Origin of the sequence: Arenibaculum pallidiluteum (genome assembly GCF_017355985.1) — a bacterium.
In the GTDB taxonomy this organism is placed as follows: Bacteria; Pseudomonadota; Alphaproteobacteria; order Azospirillales; family Azospirillaceae; genus Arenibaculum; species Arenibaculum pallidiluteum.
The window spans coordinates 212,920-231,698 of record NZ_JAFIQU010000003.1 but is presented as its reverse complement, the minus strand read 5'-3'; the positions used below and the strand labels follow the sequence as shown (position 1 = coordinate 231,698).

General features: G+C 70.9%; 14 protein-coding genes. 11 read left to right on the top strand and 3 right to left on the bottom strand.

Annotated features, from left to right (window positions below; all coding sequences use genetic code 11):
* Positions 1–82: 82 nt before the first annotated feature.
* Complete coding sequence (locus tag JUB13_RS08170; protein WP_207478308.1) at positions 83–2,578, top strand: ligase-associated DNA damage response DEXH box helicase; 2,496 nt, start codon at positions 83–85, stop codon at positions 2,576–2,578.
* 184 nt (positions 2,579–2,762) lie between these two features.
* Positions 2,763–3,245, top strand: coding sequence for a hypothetical protein (locus tag JUB13_RS08165; RefSeq protein WP_207478307.1), 483 nt, complete (start codon positions 2,763–2,765; stop codon positions 3,243–3,245).
* 53 nt (positions 3,246–3,298) lie between these two features.
* Here the strand turns inward: JUB13_RS08165 and JUB13_RS08160 are convergent, their stop codons facing one another.
* From JUB13_RS08160 to galE, 3 genes are all read right to left on the bottom strand, one after another.
* The gene (locus tag JUB13_RS08160; RefSeq protein ID WP_207478306.1) at positions 3,299–4,537 is read right to left on the bottom strand and encodes a DUF2336 domain-containing protein; all 1,239 of its coding nucleotides are present in this window, start codon (positions 4,535–4,537) and stop codon (positions 3,299–3,301) included.
* A 4-nt stretch (positions 4,538–4,541) separates the two neighbouring features.
* Positions 4,542–5,063 (bottom strand): MarR family winged helix-turn-helix transcriptional regulator, encoded by a 522-nt coding sequence (locus tag JUB13_RS08155; protein ID WP_207478305.1) that lies wholly within the window; start codon positions 5,061–5,063, stop codon positions 4,542–4,544.
* Between the two features lie 110 nt (positions 5,064–5,173).
* Positions 5,174–6,181 (bottom strand): UDP-glucose 4-epimerase GalE, encoded by a 1,008-nt coding sequence (gene galE / locus JUB13_RS08150; RefSeq protein ID WP_236024820.1) that lies wholly within the window; start codon positions 6,179–6,181, stop codon positions 5,174–5,176.
* Between galE and JUB13_RS08145 the strand changes: the two genes are divergently transcribed.
* The 9 genes from JUB13_RS08145 (at position 6,180) to JUB13_RS08105 (ending at position 18,772) form a co-directional block, all read left to right on the top strand.
* Positions 6,180–6,440 carry a hypothetical protein gene (locus JUB13_RS08145; protein WP_207478676.1) on the top strand — a complete coding sequence of 87 codons (261 nt, stop codon included), beginning with the start codon at positions 6,180–6,182 and terminating at the stop codon, positions 6,438–6,440. The two genes, galE and JUB13_RS08145, sit on opposite strands and share 2 nt — an antisense overlap.
* Before the next feature lie 303 nt (positions 6,441–6,743).
* Positions 6,744–8,468, top strand: coding sequence for a type I secretion system permease/ATPase (locus JUB13_RS08140; RefSeq protein WP_207478303.1), 1,725 nt, complete (start codon positions 6,744–6,746; stop codon positions 8,466–8,468).
* A complete protein-coding gene (locus JUB13_RS08135; protein WP_207478302.1) occupies positions 8,465–9,805 on the top strand; it encodes an HlyD family type I secretion periplasmic adaptor subunit in 1,341 nt (446 codons plus the stop codon). The genes JUB13_RS08140 and JUB13_RS08135 overlap by 4 nt, the downstream gene beginning before the upstream one ends.
* A gap of 11 nt (positions 9,806–9,816) precedes the next feature.
* Positions 9,817–11,097 carry a glycosyltransferase gene (locus tag JUB13_RS08130; RefSeq protein WP_207478301.1) on the top strand — a complete coding sequence of 427 codons (1,281 nt, stop codon included), beginning with the start codon at positions 9,817–9,819 and terminating at the stop codon, positions 11,095–11,097.
* A 179-nt stretch (positions 11,098–11,276) separates the two neighbouring features.
* Entirely contained in the window at positions 11,277–12,098 is an 822-nt protein-coding gene (locus JUB13_RS08125; RefSeq protein ID WP_207478300.1) for a calcium-binding protein, read from the top strand.
* A 62-nt stretch (positions 12,099–12,160) separates the two neighbouring features.
* Positions 12,161–14,443: a glycosyltransferase family 2 protein gene (locus JUB13_RS08120; protein WP_207478299.1), complete on the top strand. Its 2,283-nt coding sequence runs from the start codon at positions 12,161–12,163 to the stop codon at positions 14,441–14,443.
* On the top strand, positions 14,440–15,294 hold the full coding sequence (locus JUB13_RS08115) for a class I SAM-dependent methyltransferase (RefSeq protein ID WP_328702890.1): 855 nt from the start codon (positions 14,440–14,442) through the stop codon (positions 15,292–15,294). Before JUB13_RS08120 ends, JUB13_RS08115 begins: the two co-directional genes overlap by 4 nt.
* Positions 15,291–16,595, top strand: coding sequence for a glycosyltransferase family 4 protein (locus tag JUB13_RS08110; protein WP_207478297.1), 1,305 nt, complete (start codon positions 15,291–15,293; stop codon positions 16,593–16,595). The genes JUB13_RS08115 and JUB13_RS08110 overlap by 4 nt, the downstream gene beginning before the upstream one ends.
* Entirely contained in the window at positions 16,592–18,772 is a 2,181-nt protein-coding gene (locus tag JUB13_RS08105) for a glycosyltransferase family 2 protein (protein WP_207478296.1), read from the top strand. The genes JUB13_RS08110 and JUB13_RS08105 overlap by 4 nt, the downstream gene beginning before the upstream one ends.
* Positions 18,773–18,779 lie beyond the last annotated feature (7 nt).

The window sequence follows — 18,779 nt, the reverse complement described above, 5'->3', positions numbered from 1 at the left end:
GCCTAGCGGACTGCGCGGCGGCGGCATACCTGCTCACCTGCGGCATACCCGATCGGCGGCGCCGATCCCATATTGCGGAACGATGCCCGAGGACGCTTCCCTGCCCGACCTGCTGCCGCCCCTCTTCCACGGCTGGTTCAAGAGCCGGGGCTGGCGCCCGCACGAGCACCAGCTCCGCATGCTGGAGGCCGCTGCTTCCGGGGCGAGTGCGCTGCTGATCGCCCCGACGGGAGGCGGCAAGACCCTGGCCGGCTTCCTGCCGAGCCTCGTAGAACTTTCGGAGCGCCCCCGGGATGGACTGCACACGCTCTACATCTCGCCGCTGAAGGCGCTTGCCGTCGACATCCAGCGCAACCTCGAGACACCGATCGCCGAGCTGCGCCTGCCGATCCGCGCCGAGAGCCGCACGGGCGACACTCCCCAGGCGAAGCGCGGCCGCCAGCGCAGCCGTCCGCCCCAGATCCTGATGACGACGCCGGAGAGCCTGGCGCTGATGATCTCCTACCCCGAGGCGGCGGAGATCTTCGGGGGCCTGCGGCGGGTCGTGATCGACGAGCTGCACGCCCTGGCCGGGACCAAGCGGGGCGAGCTGCTGGCCCTGGGCCTTGCGCGCCTCGCGCGGCTCGCGCCCCAGTCACGCCGGTTCGGCCTCTCGGCCACCGTCGCGTCTCCCGACGACCTCGTCGCCTGGCTGTCGCGCAGCGGGCGCTCGGGACCCGGGCTCTCCGACGAGGTCCGCCTCGTCCTCGGGCGCTCGGGGGCGCGCGCCGAGGTGGAGGTCCTGCGCAACGCCGGGCGGCTTCCCTGGGCAGGGCACATGGCGACCCACGCCCTGCCCGAGGTCTACGAGCGGATCCGCGGCGCCGGCACGACGCTGGTCTTCGTGAACACACGCGCCCAGGCCGAGATCGTGTTCCAGGAACTCTGGAAGCTCAACGCCGACGGCCTTCCAATCGCCCTGCACCACGGCAGCCTCTCGGCCGAGCAGCGCCGTAAGGTCGAGGCCGCCATGGCGCGCGGCGCCCTGCGCGCCGTTGTCGCGACGAGCTCGCTCGACCTCGGAATCGACTGGGCGGCCGTCGACCTGGTCGTGCAGATCGGCGCGCCCAAGGGGTCGAGCCGGCTGGTCCAACGGATCGGCCGCGCAAACCATCGCCTGGACGAGCCCAGCCGGGCGCTGCTCGTCCCGGCGAACCGCTTCGAGGTGCTGGAGTGCCGCGCCGCCCTGGAGGCGGTGCGCGACGGCGAGCTGGACGGCCAGCCGCCGCGCGCAGGCGGGCTGGACGTGCTCGCCCAGCACCTGCTGGGCATGGCCTGCGCGGCGCCGTTCGAGGCGGACGCCATGTTCGGGGAAGTGACCTCGGCGGCTCCCTATGCCGGCCTGTCGCGCGCGGCGTTCGACCGCGTCCTCGACTTCGTCGCGAGCGGCGGATACGCGCTGCGCGCCTACGAGCGGTTCCGGCGCCTGCTTCCGGACGCGGAGGGGCGCTGGTCGCTTGCCGATGCGCGTGTCGCCCGGCAGTACCGCCTGAACGTCGGGACGATCGTAGAGGCCGTCACGCTGAAGGTTCGTGTGAAGGGAGGCCCCGTCCTCGGCCAGGTCGAGGAGTATTTCGTCCAGGGCCTGGTGCCCGGCGACACCTTCATCTTCGCGGGCCAGACCCTGCGCTATCTCGGCATTCAGGAGACCACCGTGATGGTGGCGCGGGGCGGCACGGGCGATCCCAAGGTCCCGGCCTACGCCGGCGGCAGGCTGCCGCTGTCGGCGAGCCTCGCCGAACGCGTGCGCGCGCTGCTGGCCGATCCCGCCCGTTGGGGCGAGCTTCCGGGCGATGTCCGCGAATGGCTGCGCATCCAGCGCCTGCGCTCGGTCCTGCCGGCTCCTGGCGAGCTGCTGGTGGAGAGCTTTCCCCGCGGAGGAAAGCACTATCTCGTCGCCTATCCCTTCGAAGGGCGCAACGCGCACCAGACCCTGGGCATGCTGCTGACGCGGCGCATGGAGCGCGCCGGCCTCGGCCCGCTCGGCTTCGTCGCCTCAGACTACGCCATCGCCGTGTGGAGCCTGAAGCCGGCGCGCACTCTCGAGGCCCTGTTCGATCAGGACATGCTGGGCGACGACCTGGAGGCCTGGATGGACGAATCGGCCATGCTGCGCCGGACCTTCCGGTCCGTGGCCGTCATCGCAGGAGTGATTGAGCGCCGTCATCCCGGCCAGGAGAAGACGGGCAAGCAGGTCACCTTCAGCTCGGACCTGATCTATGACGTGCTGCGCAAGCACGACCCCGGCCACATCCTGCTGGAGGCGACACGCCAGGACGCCGCGGGCGGCCTGACCGACGTGCGGCGCCTTTCCGACATGCTCGGCCGTGTCCGGGGACGCATCCGGCATGTGGGCCTTGAGCGTGTCTCGCCCCTCGCGGTGCCCGTCCTGCTGGACATCGGCCGCGAGCGCGTGGACGGCGCGGCCGAGGATATGCTGCTGGGCGAGGCCGCGGACGATCTCGTGCGCGAGGCGATGCCGGAATACGCCCGCGAGCGCGCAGGCGCCGCGCGAGACCAGGGGCTGCTGCCGCTCTGACCTCGCGGCGGATCGCAACGAGGCCCGGATTGTCCCGGGCACGACAATCGGCAACGATGTTGTTGCACCGCAACATCGCCGCTAGAGAATGCGGCGGAGGCACGTGAGCGATGCCCCGGTAACGTTGCGCAAAGCAATCCTTTGCTATCTATGCTGCAACGCAACACGCGACCGGTAGCGCCTCATGGACAAGTATCTCCTGGGCTTCGTTGAAGCCTCCTCCACACCGTCGGGAATCGTCGGACATTGCCTCGGCGTTTTCGCCTGCCTCCTGATGCTCGCGACCCTGGTGCAGGAGCCCGAGGCTGCGACCCGCGACGAGAAGGCGAACGCGCAGGACATCGAGCGGCTGTTCCCCGAGACCTGCGAGGCCGTCTTCGACCATGCCCTGCGGGCTGCCAGGAAATCGGGTGTCGCCGCCTGGGTGTGGGCGGATGAGTCGCCCGCGGCGCTGATCCTGCCGGACAGCTTCTTGGTCACCGACGGGATCTTCGTGCATGGCGATCCGGCCAAGCAGCAGACCGTCCTGCGCCGGAGCGATCTGGCCCGGCCGGCGGAGCATGCCCCGGTCCCCGGTGCTGTCGCCTCCGACGGGACCGGCGAGCGGCCGTCCGACGCCTGCCGCTTCGCATCCAACGCGGTCCACGTCCGCCCGAAGGCCTCCTGACGAAGGAGGCCCCGGGCGCCGACGGGGGAAGCCCGCCCGTCTAGCGAAACCGTCTATCGGACTGGTGCGAAAGGCAGGCCCGCCTGCTCCATGGCGCAGTCGATCACACCCTCCGACTTCTGATCGAAGAGCTGCAGCAGCAGGTCGTCCACCGCCCAGTCGTCGGTCGGCGTGCACTCTTCGAAGACGCGGGCGATCACCTCGGCCTGATAGGCCTCGCGCCCGTGATCCCCGCCGCCGTAGCCCTGCTCCTTGGCGACGGCGACCGCAACGCGGAAGGGTGGCACCAGCACGGGCGGTATGCCTGCGTGCCGAAGCACCGCCTTGAGCCCGAGCGGCCCGTCGTCCCATACCAGGAGACGCGCGTTCTCCACGCTGACTCCGGCACGCTCGGCGAGCCCGGCTGCGAACAGGTCCATATCGCCCGCGCACAGGCACCGGAACAGCAGGGTCGGGGTCAGCCGCCCATTGACCTGCAGCCAGCGGGCAACGAGATCGACGTCGCTGTTGGAGCGCAGCACGGGGCGGAGCACCAGCATCGTCGCGGCTTCGCGGCCGCGCTCGACCATACGGTCGACCAGCTCCCGCGACAGCCCGTGGGCGCGGACCAGCGCACCGCGGATGCCGTCCGAGACATAGGCCACCAGACGCTCCAGCACCGCCAGAGACAGGCCCGGACGGAGCGCGGCCGCCTCGCTGACCGAGCGCAGCCGGCCGAAGCGATCAAGCGCGCGGTGCAGCGCCGGCTCGGCGATCTCGGCGCCGGGATTCCGCAGCAGGCATGTGATCACCGAGACGTTGTCGGTGCCGATCAGCGCGTCGGACACCTTCGCCGAGACGGACCGGCGTCCGGCCACGGCCAGCTGCTTGCCGAGGTCGCGCTCCGCCAGCACACGAAGCAGGAACTCGTCGCCGAGTCCTTCGACGTGGCGCAGCACCGGGAAGGCAACGCGCCCGACGTCCCGCGCGAGGCGCTCGGCAAGGTCGACCGTCAGCAGCGGGCTGTTGTGGATCTGCCATGCTACGGCTTCGCGCACGGCCGCCTCGGCGTCGGCCGCGAAGCAGTGCAGGATCTCGACGGCAAGGCTCCGCTCCCCCTCCGCGAGGGTTCCAGCCTCCAGGTCGCCGACCAGCTTGCGCATGGTCTCGATCCTGGTCTCCGCCGAAGGCGCCGCCAGCAGGCGGTCCACGTCGGACTTGGTCAGACTCGGAGGAGTCGGGCTCGGTGAGGTCTGGCTCGGCTGGGTCGGGCCGAGCGGGGTCAGGCTCTGTGGGCTCGTCACGGCTTCCATGGCTTCATTCCAGACCGTGGCTGCTGTAGCGGATGATGTCGCCCCACGCCCGTTCCAGGCGGCGCAGCACCCGGTAGGTGGTCGCGAGGTCCTCGAGGTCTTCACGGCTGCGGACAACCGCCTCCGCCTGCACCTGTTCGAGCTGGCGCAGCTTCTCGTAAAGGCCGATTCCCCGCTCCGAGAGCTTCAGGCGCGCCGACCGGCGGTCCCGCGGCGAGGCGCCGCGGTCGACATAGCCGCCTTCCACGAGCCCCTTGAGGTTGTAGGAGGCGTTGGAGCCGAGATAGTAGCCGCGTTCCATGAGGTCGCGCACAGACAGCTCGTCGTGCCCGATCAGCATCAGCATCAGCGCCTGGACCGGGCTGATGTCGTCGAGGCCCCACCGGCCGAGCTCGACGCGCACGACGTCGAGGAAGCGGCGATGCATGCGCTCGATGATGCGGGCCAGGTCGTGATAGGCCTCCAGCTGGTCCCCGCGGGGCGGCTGGTCGGCGTCGGTCGGGCCGGGGCGATGGACGGTGGTCATGGGCGGGCTTCCGTCACGCCGGATGGACGCTCGAACGACGTCCACCGGCTCTTCCACTGACATGACTTGTCGTCGGCGCGCGGCAAGCCGGCTTGCTGACTGCGCATCGCTCACTCCGCAGCCAGGGCCGCGGCGGCGCCGCGGAAGCCATCCGGATGCCGCCGGCGCCACTCCCAGGCCGTGCGGACCATCGATTCCAGGTCCGGGAAGCGCGGCTGCCAGCCGAGCTCGGCCTTGATGCGCTCGGACGAGGCCACCAGCACGGGCGGATCGCCCGGGCGGCGGGCGCCCATGCGTACCGGGATGCGGAGCCCGGTCACCCGCTCCGCCGTCTCGACCACCTCGCGTACGCTGTAGCCACGGCCGTTCCCGAGGTTGTATCGGCAGCTCCGCTCGGCGAGCACGTCCAGCGCCAGGAGGTGGGCGTCGGCAAGGTCGCAGACATGCACGTAGTCGCGCACGCAGGTGCCGTCGGGCGTCGAATAGTCGTCTCCGAAGATCTCGATGTGCGGGCGCCGCCCGGCCGCCGCGTCGAGGACGAGCGGGATCAGGTGCGTTTCTGGATTGTGGTCCTCGCCGAGCGTGCCGTCGGGATGGGCGCCGGCCGCGTTGAAGTAGCGCAGGCAGGCCGACCGCACCCCGTGGCAGCGGTCCGCCCAGTGCAGGAGCCGCTCGATCATGAACTTCGATTCGCCGTAGGGGTTGCCGGGATCGATCGCGGCATCCTCGGCGATGGGGATCGTCTCGGGCGTTCCGAAGAGTGCCGCCGTCGAGGACAGCACGATCTTGCCTACCCCCGCGCGCACCATCGCCTGCACGAGGTTCATGGCGTTCACGACGTTGTCGTGGAGGTAGGTGTGCGGATCGCGCATCGATTCGCCGACCAGCGACAGGGCCGCGAAGTGCAGCACGGCATCGAACCGGTGGCCGGCGAAGAGCCAGGCGAGTGCCGCCCGGTCCGCGAGATCCCCCTGGATGAACTCCGCCTGGGGCCGCACTGCGGCGCGATGGCCCTGGCGCAGGTTGTCGAAGACCACCACGCGATGGCCGCGCTCGAGCAGAGCTGCGACGCAGTGGCTGCCGACATAACCGGCGCCGCCGGTGACGAGGATTGTCATGGGGGAAGGCATGTTCGGTCACCTATTCCTGTGTTCCGGCGTCCGGGCCGGACGGCGCGCTCGGCCGCCCGGTCGATTCGGGCAACGCGAGGCACTGGATGAAGTCCGCAACTACAATGCTGGCGGAGTATGGAAAGTAGGGTCTTTTTATTATTGGAAATTTGTAAAGAGCCATACCGCGTTTGAAGTAGCACTGGCCGCAAATTACATCGGTTTTCAGAGATTCATCGAAACAATGGACCTCGAAATCCGTAACTGAATCCGCGGCAGGCTGTCGCTGGCGACCGCCGTGCGACAGCGTCCCAGCCAAGTGCCACCTCGATTAAGAGCTTCCTAACCGCCCGAACTTTGGCACAGAACACCGGAGATACGTCGCAATATGCTTCGAAACTCGAAACATTTCACAACCAATCTTCGAGCATATCCGTGCCTCTTCCGCAACGTTTTACTTGGCTTCCAACATTACATATTTGGGGCGACTTGGCAGCGCCCGAAAGGAGTAAGGATCCATTAACCCAGCGGGGCCAGCCTGCGGGCCATGGCGGAATCAACACACCGACACATGCGGTCCGGACCCGATCACCCGATCCTGCGCCCAACGCTGCGCAGGATCGGCGGCGGCCTCGGCCTCGTCGCGGTTTTCAGCGGATTCGTCAGCATCCTGATGCTGGTGGTCCCGCTCTTCACGATGCAGGTCTACGACCGCGTGATGAGCAGCCGCAGCACGGACACGCTGGCGATGCTCGCCATCGTCGCGGTCGGAGGGCTGGCGCTTTATGGCGTGCTCGACTTTATCCGGGCGCGGATCCTCGTGATCTCTGGAACGGTGCTCGCGCGGCGCCTCAATGTGCCGACGCTGGAGGCCGCGATCGTCGACACGCTGTCGGGCGGCCGACGCAATGCCGCCCAGGCCATGCGGGACCTCAACGACCTCCGGAACTTCATGACCGGAAGTGCCGTGATCGTCCCGATGGAACTGGCCTGGTGCCCGGTGATCCTGGCCATCCTGTTCCTGCTGCACCCGCTCTATGGCGGGCTCGCGCTCGGCGCGGCGGCGCTCCTGCTCGCCGTCAGCGTCGTTACCGACCAGCTCACGCGCCGCCCCATGGCGGCCGCCAACGAGGCAGCCGCGCGCTCCTTTGCCGACATCGCCTCCGCCATCCGTCACGCGGAGGCGATCGAGGCCATGGGCATGCTGCCCGCTCTCGGGCGGCGCTGGCAGCGCAGCCAGGCCGGGTCGTCCGCGCTTCTCGACGACGGCAGCACGACTGCACGGGCGCTCGCCTCGGCCTCGCGCTCACTGCGCCTGATGCTCCAGGTCGCGATCATCTCGACGGGTGCGATCCTCGTCCTGAACCACGAGGCCTCGCCCGGCAGCATGATGGCGTCGGGAATCCTGATCGGCAGGCTTCTCCAGCCCATCGAGCAGCTCGTCGACGGCTGGCGCCAGTGGGTCTTCGCGATCTCGGCCTTCGGACGTGTCCGCGACCTCCTGAGTGCCTCGGCCTCGCGCCGCGGCCGGACGCCACTTCCCTGCTCCGAAGGGCGGCTCAAGGTCGACCGGCTGACCTACTTCCCGCCGGGCGTCGACCGGCCGGTGCTGAAGTCCGTCAGCTTCGAGATCGAGCCGGGCGAGGTGCTCGGAATCATCGGACCCTCGGGCGCCGGGAAGTCGACCCTCGCCCGCCTGATCGTCGGCGTGTGGGAGCCCACCAGCGGCGGCGCCTATCTCGACGGCAACAGCACCTTCCTCTGGGAACGCGAGAGCTTCGGCCGCTTCATCGGCTACGTTCCGCAGAGCGTGGCGCTGATCGACGGCACGGTTGGCGAGAACATCGCCCGCATGGGCGAGGCCGATCCGGCGGCGGTGGTGCGCGCCGCCCGCATGGCCGGTGTCCACGACATGATCGGCCGGCTGCCGTTCGGCTACGACACACCGGTCTCTGACGGGTCCTACGTCCTCAGCGGCGGCCAGCGGCAGCGCATCGCCCTCGCCCGCGCCCTCTTCGGCATGCCGCGCCTGCTCGTCCTCGACGAGCCGAACTCCAATCTCGACCACGTCGGCGAGGAGGCGCTGCTCACCGCGATCGGCCAGGCCAAGGCGGCGGGCACGACCGTGATCATGGTCGCCCACCGGCCGTCCATCATCTCGGTCGCAGACAAGCTCCTGGTCCTCAACGAAGGAGCCGTCGAGCGGTTTGGCGCGCGCACCGAGGTCATGAGGACCGTCCTTCCCGGCGGCGGAGCGCCTGTCGCGCGGCTCGTGAAGACCGGAGACCAGCGATGACGAAGCAGGCCGTGCAGACCTGGCACGTCACGCTCGACGCGGAGCCGCCCGAGCCGACGCTGCGCCGCACCGCCCTGTGGGGCACCGTGGCCGTCGTCATCGGGTTCGGCGGCTTCCTGGGCTGGAGCCTGACCGCCGAGCTGGACAGCGCGGCCATTGCGCAGGGCACGCTGATGGTCGACAGCCACCGCAAGACGATCTCCCATCTCGAGGGTGGCATCCTGCGCGAGCTGCTGGTCAGGGAGGGCGACGTGGTCGCTCCCGGCCAGCCGTTGCTGCGGCTGGACGCGACGCAGAGCGGCGCGATCGTGGCGCAGCTCCAGTCCCAGTACTGGATGGCGTTGGCCCGCGCGGCGCGCCTCCGGGCCGAGCAGGCCGATTCCCGCGGCATCGCCTTCCCCGACGAGATCCTGCAGGCCGCCGAGGCGACCCCGGTCGCGCGCGAGGCCATGGATGCCGAGCGCCAGCTTCTGGAGACCCGGCGCCGGACCCTGGAGGGCCAAGTGGCCGTTCAGCAGCGCCGCATCGTCCAGCTCAAGGAAGAGATCGTGGCTCTGGGTACGCAGCGCGTCGCGACCCGCGACCGCCTGCGCTATACTGAGGACGAGCTGCGCGTCGTGAAATCGCTGCTGGACAAGGGCTATGAGCGCAAGCCGCGGCTCCTGGAGCTCCAGCGCGCGGCTGCCGAGCTGCAGGGCCGCCTCGGCGAGATCGCCGGTGAGCAGTCCCAGGCCGAGCAGGGGATCGCCACCGCCGAGCTGGAGATCCTGAACCTGCGCAGCGCCCGGGCGACGGAAGTCGCGGACGAGTTGCAGCGCAGCCAGACCACGGCCGCGGATCTGGCCGAGCGCCTGCGCGGCGCGGCCGACATCCTGCGCCGCAACGAGATCACCGCGCCGCAGGGTGGGCGCGTCACCAACATCCGCTTCTTCACGCCCGGCGGCGCGATCCCCCAAGGGGCACCGATCCTCGATCTCGTGCCCCAGGACGACGAGCTCGTCGTGACGGCGCGCGTGATGCCCCAGGACATCGACGTCGTGCATGTCGGACAGTCCGCCTCGGTGCGGCTGACTGCGTACAAGCAGCGTCGCGTCCCGCCCATCGATGGGACCGTGCTGGCGGTCTCGGCGGATCAGCTCGAAGACCCGCGCTCCGGCAACGCGTATTTCGAGGCCCGCATCCGCCTCAGCGCCGAGGCGGTGGCCGGTGCCCACGGCGTGGAGCTGTATCCCGGCATGCCGGCCGAGGTGATGATCCGCGGCCCGGCACGCCTCGCCATCGACTACTTCACCGCGCCCATCGCCGAGAGCATGGGCCGGGCCTTCCGAGAAGAATGAGGGACCGGAGCATGCGCGTCCTCTTCGTGCACCGGTCGCTGCCGGGCCATTACCGACACGTGGCGCCGGCCTTGGCGGCCGACCCTGCCAACCGCGTCGTCTTCGCCACCCACGAGCCCGGCGTCCTGCCGGGAGCCGAGATCCGCACCTTCTCGCCCCATCGCACGGTGTCGGCGCAGATCCATCCCTATGTGCAGCCCTACGAGGACGCCGTCCTGTACGGGCAGGCCGTCTACCGGCTGTGCCGGCGCCTGCGCGCCGATGGGTTCGTCCCGGACCTCGTCTGCTCCCATGCCGGCTTCGGCCCGGGCCTCTACCTCAAGGAGGCTTTCCCGGACGCGCCGCTGCTGACCTATTTCGAATGGTTCTACCGAGCCCGCGGCGCGGATGCGGATTTCCTCGACGGGCCGCTCCACCCGGACGATGCGTGCCGGATCCAGAGCCGCAACGCCGGCATCCTTCAGGAGCTGGCGGCCAGCGACTGGGGAATCTGCCCGACCGCCTTCCAGCGCGACCAGTTCCCGGCGGGCTTCCGTGACAAGATGACGCTGCTGCACGATGGGATCGACACCGAGCGGTACGCGCCCGAACCCACGGGGCCCGGCACGCCCATGGTGCTGCCCGGGCTGGACCTGTCGGCGGCACCCGAGATCGTGACCTACGCGACCCGCGGCATGGAACCCTATCGCGGGTTCCCGCAGTTCATGCGCGCCGCGGCGCTGCTCCTGGAAAGGCGGCCCAATCTCCGGATCGTGGTCGGCGGGACGGACCAGGTGGTCTACAGCCGGCGTCCGGCCGGCGGCAGCTACCGCGAGGCGGCCCTGCGCGAGCTCGCCGGGCGCGACCTCTCGCGCCTGCACTTCGTCGGCGCGCTGGACGAGCCGCACTGGCTGCGGCTGCTGCGTGCCAGCACTGTCCATGTCTACCTCACTGTCCCCTTCGTTCTGTCCTGGTCGCTCCTCGAGGCGATGGCGACGGGCTGCGCCGTCGTCGCGTCGGACACCACGCCGGTGCGGGAGGTTGCCGAGGACGGGCGAGAGGCGCTCCTCGCCGATTTCCATTCGCCCGAGGCGATCGCCGGCCGCGTGGAGGAAGCGCTCGACGACGCCGCCCTGCGGGCGAGCCTCGGCGCCGCGGCGCGCCAGCGCGTCCTCGACCACTATGCGCTGGCGGATCTGCTGCCTCGGCATCTCAGGCTCATGCAAAACCTGGCAGCCTCGGCGGACACCGGACAGGCCGATGAGATTTACAACGAAAATCGGGCCGATCAGGAAGTAAAAGCCAGCGCTTAAACCTGGCTTTTCAGAAGCTATTCCGAACGCAAATACAAGTGCTTGAACAGGTCAGAATAATGTCACGGGATTCCTTCGTCTTAACAAAACGACTACTTGATTGTGTCGAAAGAGGTAATCCATTCTTGCGGCAGTGCAGCGCCAAAGCTGCACGAGAAACCGCACAGGAGATCTGAACCATGGCTACCCTCCCTGGTGGCGCTTACGACACGATCCACATCGGGACGAACGGCGACGACGCCCTCTTTGGCGGCTCGCACTCGGACCTGATGTTCGGCGGCACGGGCGACGATCAGCTCCTCGGCGGAGACGGTCGCGACTTCCTCGTTGGCGGTCGCGGCGAGGACTTCGTGTCGGGCGGCGCAGGCGCCGACCTGCTGCTCGGCGAGCGCGGCGACGACCGGATCGACGCCGGGGCCGGCGACGACCTCGTCTTCGGCGGCGACGGCAACGACGTGCTCTCGGGCGGTGCCGGCCGCGACCATCTCGACGGCGGAAACGGCAACGACGCCCTCAGCGGCGGCGACGGCAACGACATGCTGACGGGCGGCAAGGGCAACGACGTCCTGTTCGGCGGCGGGCACAACGACGTGCTCGACGGCGGCGACGGCAGCGACGCCCTTCGCGGCGGCACCGGCAACGACCTGCTCAAGGGCGGGAACGGTGACGACTACCTCTTCGGCGACTCCGGCAACGACCGGCTCGAGGGCGGCAGGGGCAACGACGTCCTGACCGGCGGCGACGGCCAGGACACCTTCGTCTTCGGCGGCGGCGGCGGCCAGGATCTCGTCGTCGACTTCAAGGTCGGCGAGGACGTGCTCCAGATCGCCCGCAACATCAACGGGCTGGACATCAAGGATGCCGGCGACCTCGCCGACCGCGTCACCGATGCCGGCGGCAACGCCGTGATCGATCTCGGCCAGGGCGACACGATCACCCTGGTGGGCGTCACGGCCGAGGACGTCCAGCACAACCCGAACGCCTTCTTCGTCATCCACTGATGACGGTACGCCCGCGGCGCGCCCCCCGGGGACGCGCCGCGGGGGTCCCGGAGCAGCATCCCATGCACCAGAACGCAACCACGCAGATCGCCGTCTTCCCGAAACCCGGCCCCGCCGCGTCCGCGACGCTGCACGGGCTCGGGGCCGGCTTCGCGCTGGTCGTGTGGGATGCCGGCACCCAGGACCCGCCCCGACACGCCGTGCCGTCCGTCGACGGCGTCGACGCGCCGAGGCCCCATGTCACTCTCTCGGTCGCCACCCTCTGGGGCGGCAGGCGCACCCTCTGCCTGCTGCGCTGGAGGGGCCCCGCTTCCGGTCCCGGGATCGTGCGCGTGCGGGACGGCGACGGCCGCCTCCTGGCCGAGACCGCCGGAGCCGTGGACCTGCCCGACTTCGATCCGACCAGCCTGCTGGACGGGCTGGACGCTCCGACGCGCCTGCGCGTCGTCCGCTTCATTCTCGACCTCTGTCGCTCCGCACAGGCTCTGCGCACCGATCCCGACTTCGTCGCGGCCTGCCGCAGGCTCGTGCTGGAGCTCTCGCCCCGCCCCTCTCCGCTGCGCCCGCGCACGGCGCTGACGCCGGCGCTCCTGCTGTGCGAAGGCACCCTGTCCTCCGAATTCGGCGAGATCCAGGCAGCCCTGGTGATGACCGACGAGGCGATCGGGCCGGCCCCCTTCGAGCCCCTGTCCGGCAGCGCCCCGCCGCGCCAGGATCGCGTGCCCCTCCATCTCGTCATCGATGCCACCCTGTGCGAGGACCGCGCGCTGGTGGTGCTGGTCGGGCGGCGCGGCCTTGCCTGCCGTGTGCTCGAGCCCCGCCGGGCCGAGCTGCCGTCGCTGCTGGAGCGCGCGACCGGGCGCGACGGCCTGCCCGGCCCGCTGCGGCGCCACGTCTCGCGCTGCCTCGCCGATCGTGGCGCCCGCGACCCCGCGGCAGCAGCGGCCGTGCGCGAGCTGCAGGTGCTCGTCCCGCTGGCGAAACGCCAGCTCGCCGATCCCGCGCGCCCGGTCGGCGCGTCGCTCGACCTCGCGGTCCCGACCGGCGGGGGCGGCCTGTTCCTCGCGGGCTGGATCCACGACCCCCAGGGCCTTGCGACCGGGCTGCGCATCCTGACGCCGTTCGGCGAGGAGCGCCGCCTCGGCGCCTTTGAGCACCGCCTGCCTCGCCCGGACGTGGCCCAGCTCTACGGCCTGTCGGCCGGCGAGCGCACGGGCTTCGTCGCCTTCCTGGCCGGTGCGCCCGAAGCGGCGCCGGCACTGCAGGTCCAGGGCGAGCTTGTGCTCGCATCCGGAGACCGCATCACCCTCGTGCCGCCGCCCCGGCCCCAGGCCGCCGACGAGGCGCGCAACGCGGTGCTCGGCGCGGTGCCGCCCAGCCGCGTGACCCCCGCGCTGCTGGAGCAGGTCCTGGCACCGGCGGTTTCGGCCCTGCACGCGGCCCACATGGCCTCGCGCCGCGCGCCAGAGGTGATCCTGTTCGGCCGTCAGGTCGACAGGCCGGTGGTCTCCGTGATCGTGCCGCTCTACCGGAACCTCGACTTCCTGCGCTTCCAGCTCTCGGCCTTCGCCACCGATCCTGCTATGGCCGAGGCCGAGCTGATCTTCGTCCTGGACAGCCCCGAGCAGCGCGACGAGCTCGAGCACTACCTGCACGGCCTGCACGGTCTCTACGGCCTGCCCATGACGCTGGTCGTGCAAGGTGCGAACTGCGGCTACTCCGCGGCCAACAACGCCGGCGTCGCGGTCGCGCGCGGCGCGGCGCTGCTGTTCCTGAACTCGGACGTGATCCCGGACCGCCCAGGCTGGCTGCCGGAGCTGCTGGCCGCACTGGAGGCGGATCCCAGCACCGGCGCCGTCGGGCCGAAGCTGCTCTTCGACGACGACAGCCTGCAGCATGCGGGGCTGCTCTTCGCGCAGGACTTCCGCGGGCGCTGGTACAACCATCACTACCACAAGGGCATGCCGCGGGACTTCGCCCCGGCCAACCAGCCTCGCGCGGTGCCCGGCGTCACCGGCGCCTGCCTGCTCGCCCGCCGCGCCGCCTTCGAGGCCGCCGGCGGCTTCTGCGAGGACTACGTGATCGGCGACTACGAGGATTCGGACCTCTGCCTCCGGATCCGCAGCGCCGGCCACGAGATCCGGTACGTGCCCGGGGTGGAGCTCTACCACCTCGAGCGCCAATCGATCTCCCGCCACGCCGGCTACACGCGCGGCGCGGCCTCCGAATACAACGGCTGGCTCCATGCCGGCCGGTGGAGCACGCTCATGGAACAGCTGATGTCCAGGGAATGGACCCCCGACGCGCCGGCAGCAGCCGGCTTGCAGCCGAGGAGGGCGTCGTGACCCTCCCCTCCCAGGAGCCGCAGCCCGAGCGCAACCGCGTCGTGGTGCTGCGCCGGCGCGCCGACGACCGGCTCGACTGGCTCTGCGAGTCCATCGCGCGCAACCGCCTGCTGCCGGTCCCGGCAGCCGAGCGGCAGTTCGTGGGCGACGGCGACTTCCGCGCCATCGGGGCGGAGTTCCTGCGACATTTCGTGCGACTGGGCGGGCTGCGGCCCGATCACAGCGTGCTGGAGATCGGCTGCGGTATCGGGCGCATGGCCCTGCCGCTGACCCAGTATCTCGAAGGCTCCTATGACGGCGTGGACGTCGTCGAGGATGGGATCCGCTGGTGCGCGGAGACGCTGACGCCGGCCTATCCCGCCTTCCGCTTTCACCATCTCGACGCGGCCAACGGCGTCTACAATCCGGCGGGGCGCCTCGACCCGGCAAGGGTTACCCTGCCCTTCGCCGACGGCGCCTTCGACTTCGTGATCCTGACCTCGGTCGTGACCCATCTGCGGCGCGCCGAGACCGAGCGCTACATCGCCGAGATCGCGCGCCTGATGCGTCCGGGCGGCCGCTGCTTCCTGAGCCTGTTCCTGGTCGACGAGACCGCCCGTGCGGGTCTGCGCGCCGGCACGGCACGTCCGGCCTTCCCGGCGGATGCCGCCGGCCCCGAGCTTCTGGCCGACCCGGAAGCGCCGCACGGCGCCGTCGCCTACGACGAGGACTACCTGCTCGGCGGCTTCGCCGCGCACGGCCTGCGTCCGGCCCGGCCGGTCGCGCACGGCCACTGGAGCGGCGCGCGCACGGCCGAGAACTTCCAGGACCTCCTGGTTCTCGTCCGCGATGGCGCGGAGGCCTCGCAATGACCATGCCCCGCGTCCTCCAGATCGCCCACAACCACCCCGCGCTGCATCCCGGCGGCACGGAGATCTTCGCGCACGACCTGTTCGGCGCGCTGAAGGCGAAGGGCTGCCAGAGCCTGTTCCTGGCGTGCACGAACCAGACCCACCGCGAGCAGAAGCCGGGCACCAACCTGCAGACGCTCGGCCGCAGCGCCGACGAGGTGATCCTGTGGGCAGGGCATTTCGACCGGTTCTTCCAGAGCCAGATCGACCTGCACGGCATCGTGCCGGACCTGACGAACCTTCTGCAGTCCTTCCGGCCCGACGTCGTGCACGTGCACCACGTGCTGCTGCTGGGCGTGGAGATGCTGTTCCTGATCCGCCGCGTCCTGCCCCAGGCGCGCATCGTCTACACGCTGCACGACTACTATCCGATCTGCGCCAATGACGGGCAGATGGTCACGACGCAGGACCGCGCCCTGTGCAGCGGCGCCTCGCCGGACGCCTGCCACCGCTGCTTCCCCGACCGCGGCGCGGACCGCTTCGTGCTGCGCGAGAAGCACCTGAAGTCGCTGTTCTCGCTGGTGGACCGCTTCATCGCGCCGAGCCGCTTCCTGCGCGATCGCTACGTCGCCTGGGGCCTGCCTGCCGAGCGCATCGAGATCATCGTGAACGGCCGCCCCACGGAAGACCCGGCGCCGACGCGCGAGGTCGCGGCGGGCGGACGCCGCGACGCTTTCGGCTATTTCGGCAACCTGAACCCGTTCAAGGGCGTGACCGTCGCCCTCGACGCGGCCCGCCGCCTCGTCGAGGGCGGGGAGACCGGGTTCTCCCTGGCGGTGCATGGCGGCACGCCTTTCCAGACCGAGGCCTTCAAGGAGGAGGTCGCGGCCGGCATGCGCGCGGCCCGCGGGCACGCCGTCGCCCACGGCCCGTACCGGCGCAGCGAGATGGCGGCCCTGATGGCCGGCGTGGACTGGGTCGTCATGCCCTCGGTCTGGTGGGAGAATGCGCCGCTGGTGATCCAGGAGGCCTTCCGCCACCGCCGGCCGGTGATCTGCAGCGGCATCGGCGGCATGGCCGAGGCCGTGCGCGACGGCATCGACGGACTGCACTTCCGCGTCGGCGACGGAGCCGACCTTGCGCGCGTGATGACGCGCGCCATGAGCGAGCCCGACCTCTGGGACCGGCTGTCCTCCGCGATCCCGGCCGTGCCCGGCATCGACGAGGCCGCCACCCGCCACCTCGCCCTCTACCACGACATCCGCGGCGGCGCGCAGGACGCGGCGCCCACCCGACACGCTTCCCGGAGCAGCGCCCGATGAAGAAGCCGCAGCCCTTCCAGGCCGAGATCCCCATCGCCATCCTCGTCGACGACGACACGCTGGTCCTCTATGGCGCGGTGGAAAGCCCCATTCCCACCTCCGGCCGCGTGCATCTGGACGCCGGCACGGAGGCCGGGCGCTTCCGCGGCGCCTGCTGGCCACGCCCATCCGAGGACGGCTCGGGGCACTGGTTCCTGGCCGGCGTCCAGGTGCCGAACCTCGCGCGGCTGCGGCCCAACCGGGTCGAGATCGCCGGCGATGACGGCAGCCGGATGGTGATACCGCGCCTGACCAACGTGCGCACCAACCCCGCTCCCCTGGTCGCGGCACTGTGCGAGGAGCAGGCCGGCGCCTCCGGGATCGTGCTCGACTTCCTGTGCGCGCTGCTGGCGCCGACGGCCGGCACCTCGGAGCGTGCATCGCGCCTCCTCCTCGGGCTGCTCCAGGATCTCGCGCGGCCTGACGGCTACGCCGAGATCTTCGGCCGGTTCCGCGGCGGCACGGGGCTGATGATCCAGGGCTGGTCGGTCTCCATGCGCAGCGGCATGCACGACCTGATGCTGGAGGGCGAGGACTGCCGGCTGCACGGCGCCGTGGCGGCGGACTTCCCGCGCGCGGACCTGCCGCCTACCGCGGACGGCTTCGTCGCGGTGCTGCCCGACGCCGACGTCGACCCCGCCACGATCCGTCGGGTCTTCTGCCGCACCGCCGACGGCTGGTGCCATCTGCAGGTCTTCGAGAACCGCACGCTGCTTCCGGATGGGATCGCCGTTGCCCATCTCCGCGACATGCTGTCGGGGCTGCGGGGCGATGCGAGAACGCTGCAGTCCCTGCGCGAGATCGCGGCCTCCCAGTACGAGGGCCACGAGACCGTCTCCCGGATCGAGGGGCCGCTGCGCGCCGCGCTCGACACGGCCGTGCGCGTGCCTGGCTCCGGCGTCTTCCTCGGCGGATGGCTGCTCGACCCCACGGGAATGGTCGAGGCGGTGACCCTCCGGGGACCCGGCCTCGCCGTCAGGCTCGACGCCGACTGGGCGCGCACGGCGCGCCGCGACGTCAGCGAGGCCTTCTCGGCCGATCCCGCCTTCGCCGGCCGGATCCTGCCCGGGCTCGACGATCACGGCTTCCTGGCCTTCGTGCCGGAGCCCGCGGATCTCGACCAGGCGCCCGAGTTCCACCTGCAGATCGACCTGAACACCGGCGGCCGCGCCTTCCTCCCGGTGGCTCCGCAGCCGCCCTCGCCGGACCAGCTCCGCCGGCTGCTCTCCGCGATCGACCTCAACGACCCCGCCGCCGAGTCAGTGGTTGCGCGCCATATCGGGCCGACCGTGCAGGCCATGGCGGCAGGACGCGGACCGGCGCCCGCCGCCGCGGTCTTCCCGCTCGGCCCCACGCTCGGCGCGCCACGGCTCTCCGTAGTGATCCCCGTGACGGACGCGCGCGAGGATCTGGACCTCACCCTCGCCCGGCTCGCCTGCGATCCCGACTTCCTCGGGGTCGAGATCCTGGTGGCGGCGGGCTGCGGGAGCCATCCGCGCCTGGCCGCCAACCTCCGGTGCGGCGCCGAGTTCTACCGCCTGCCTCTACGCCTGGTCTCGGCGCCGGGCGCCCGCGACGCCTTCGAGGCTGCCGATGCCGCCCTGGCCCATGCCCGGGCCGAGCAGGTCCTGCTGCTCTCCCCCTCGGTGCTGCCGACGGAGCGCGGCTGGCTCTCGGCCCTGGAGCGGGCGGCCCGCCGCGCCGGCCGTCCTGCCGTCCTCAGCCCGACGCTGGCCTACGAGGACCATTCCGTGCGCTATGCAGGCATCCTTGCCGACGAGACGGCCAGCGGGGGCTACGTGGCGCGCTACGCGGGCTATCCGCTGTCCTGGCTGAAGGAGACGGAGCCCATGGCGGTGGACGCCGCCACGCTGGACTGCGCGCTGCTGCCCCGCGCCGTCGTCCGGGCCGCCGGCGGCCTCGCCGGCAGCTATCTCGGCCCCGAGTACAAGGGCCTCGACTTCTGCCTGCGCCTGCGCGGCGCAGGGCATTCCTGCCTGTGGGTGCCGGCCGTGCGCCTGGTCGCCCTGGACGAAGCCGCCACGGGCGAGCCCGACTATTGGCAGCAGACCGGCGCCCTCGTCGACCGCTGGCGCTTCGAGAGCGCCTGGACCGCCCGCACCTCCGACGCCGCATGAGAGCGAA

Excerpts from the sequence above, each read along its gene's own strand:
- JUB13_RS08165 (WP_207478307.1), top strand. The coding sequence starts at position 2,763 with ATGGACAAGTATCTCCTGGGCTTCGTTGAAGCCTCCTCCACACCGTCG.
- JUB13_RS08105 (WP_207478296.1), top strand. The coding sequence starts at position 16,592 with ATGAAGAAGCCGCAGCCCTTCCAGGCCGAGATCCCCATCGCCATCCTC.
- JUB13_RS08120 (WP_207478299.1), top strand. The coding sequence starts at position 12,161 with ATGCACCAGAACGCAACCACGCAGATCGCCGTCTTCCCGAAACCCGGC.
- JUB13_RS08125 (WP_207478300.1), top strand. The coding sequence starts at position 11,277 with ATGGCTACCCTCCCTGGTGGCGCTTACGACACGATCCACATCGGGACG.
- JUB13_RS08155 (WP_207478305.1), bottom strand. The coding sequence starts at position 5,063 with ATGACCACCGTCCATCGCCCCGGCCCGACCGACGCCGACCAGCCGCCC.
- JUB13_RS08130 (WP_207478301.1), top strand. The coding sequence starts at position 9,817 with ATGCGCGTCCTCTTCGTGCACCGGTCGCTGCCGGGCCATTACCGACAC.
- JUB13_RS08160 (WP_207478306.1), bottom strand. The coding sequence starts at position 4,537 with ATGGAAGCCGTGACGAGCCCACAGAGCCTGACCCCGCTCGGCCCGACC.
- JUB13_RS08140 (WP_207478303.1), top strand. The coding sequence starts at position 6,744 with ATGCGGTCCGGACCCGATCACCCGATCCTGCGCCCAACGCTGCGCAGG.
- JUB13_RS08135 (WP_207478302.1), top strand. The coding sequence starts at position 8,465 with ATGACGAAGCAGGCCGTGCAGACCTGGCACGTCACGCTCGACGCGGAG.
- JUB13_RS08145 (WP_207478676.1), top strand. The coding sequence starts at position 6,180 with ATGGGGGAAGGCATGTTCGGTCACCTATTCCTGTGTTCCGGCGTCCGG.
- galE (WP_236024820.1), bottom strand. The coding sequence starts at position 6,181 with ATGACAATCCTCGTCACCGGCGGCGCCGGTTATGTCGGCAGCCACTGC.
- JUB13_RS08110 (WP_207478297.1), top strand. The coding sequence starts at position 15,291 with ATGACCATGCCCCGCGTCCTCCAGATCGCCCACAACCACCCCGCGCTG.
- JUB13_RS08170 (WP_207478308.1), top strand. The coding sequence starts at position 83 with ATGCCCGAGGACGCTTCCCTGCCCGACCTGCTGCCGCCCCTCTTCCAC.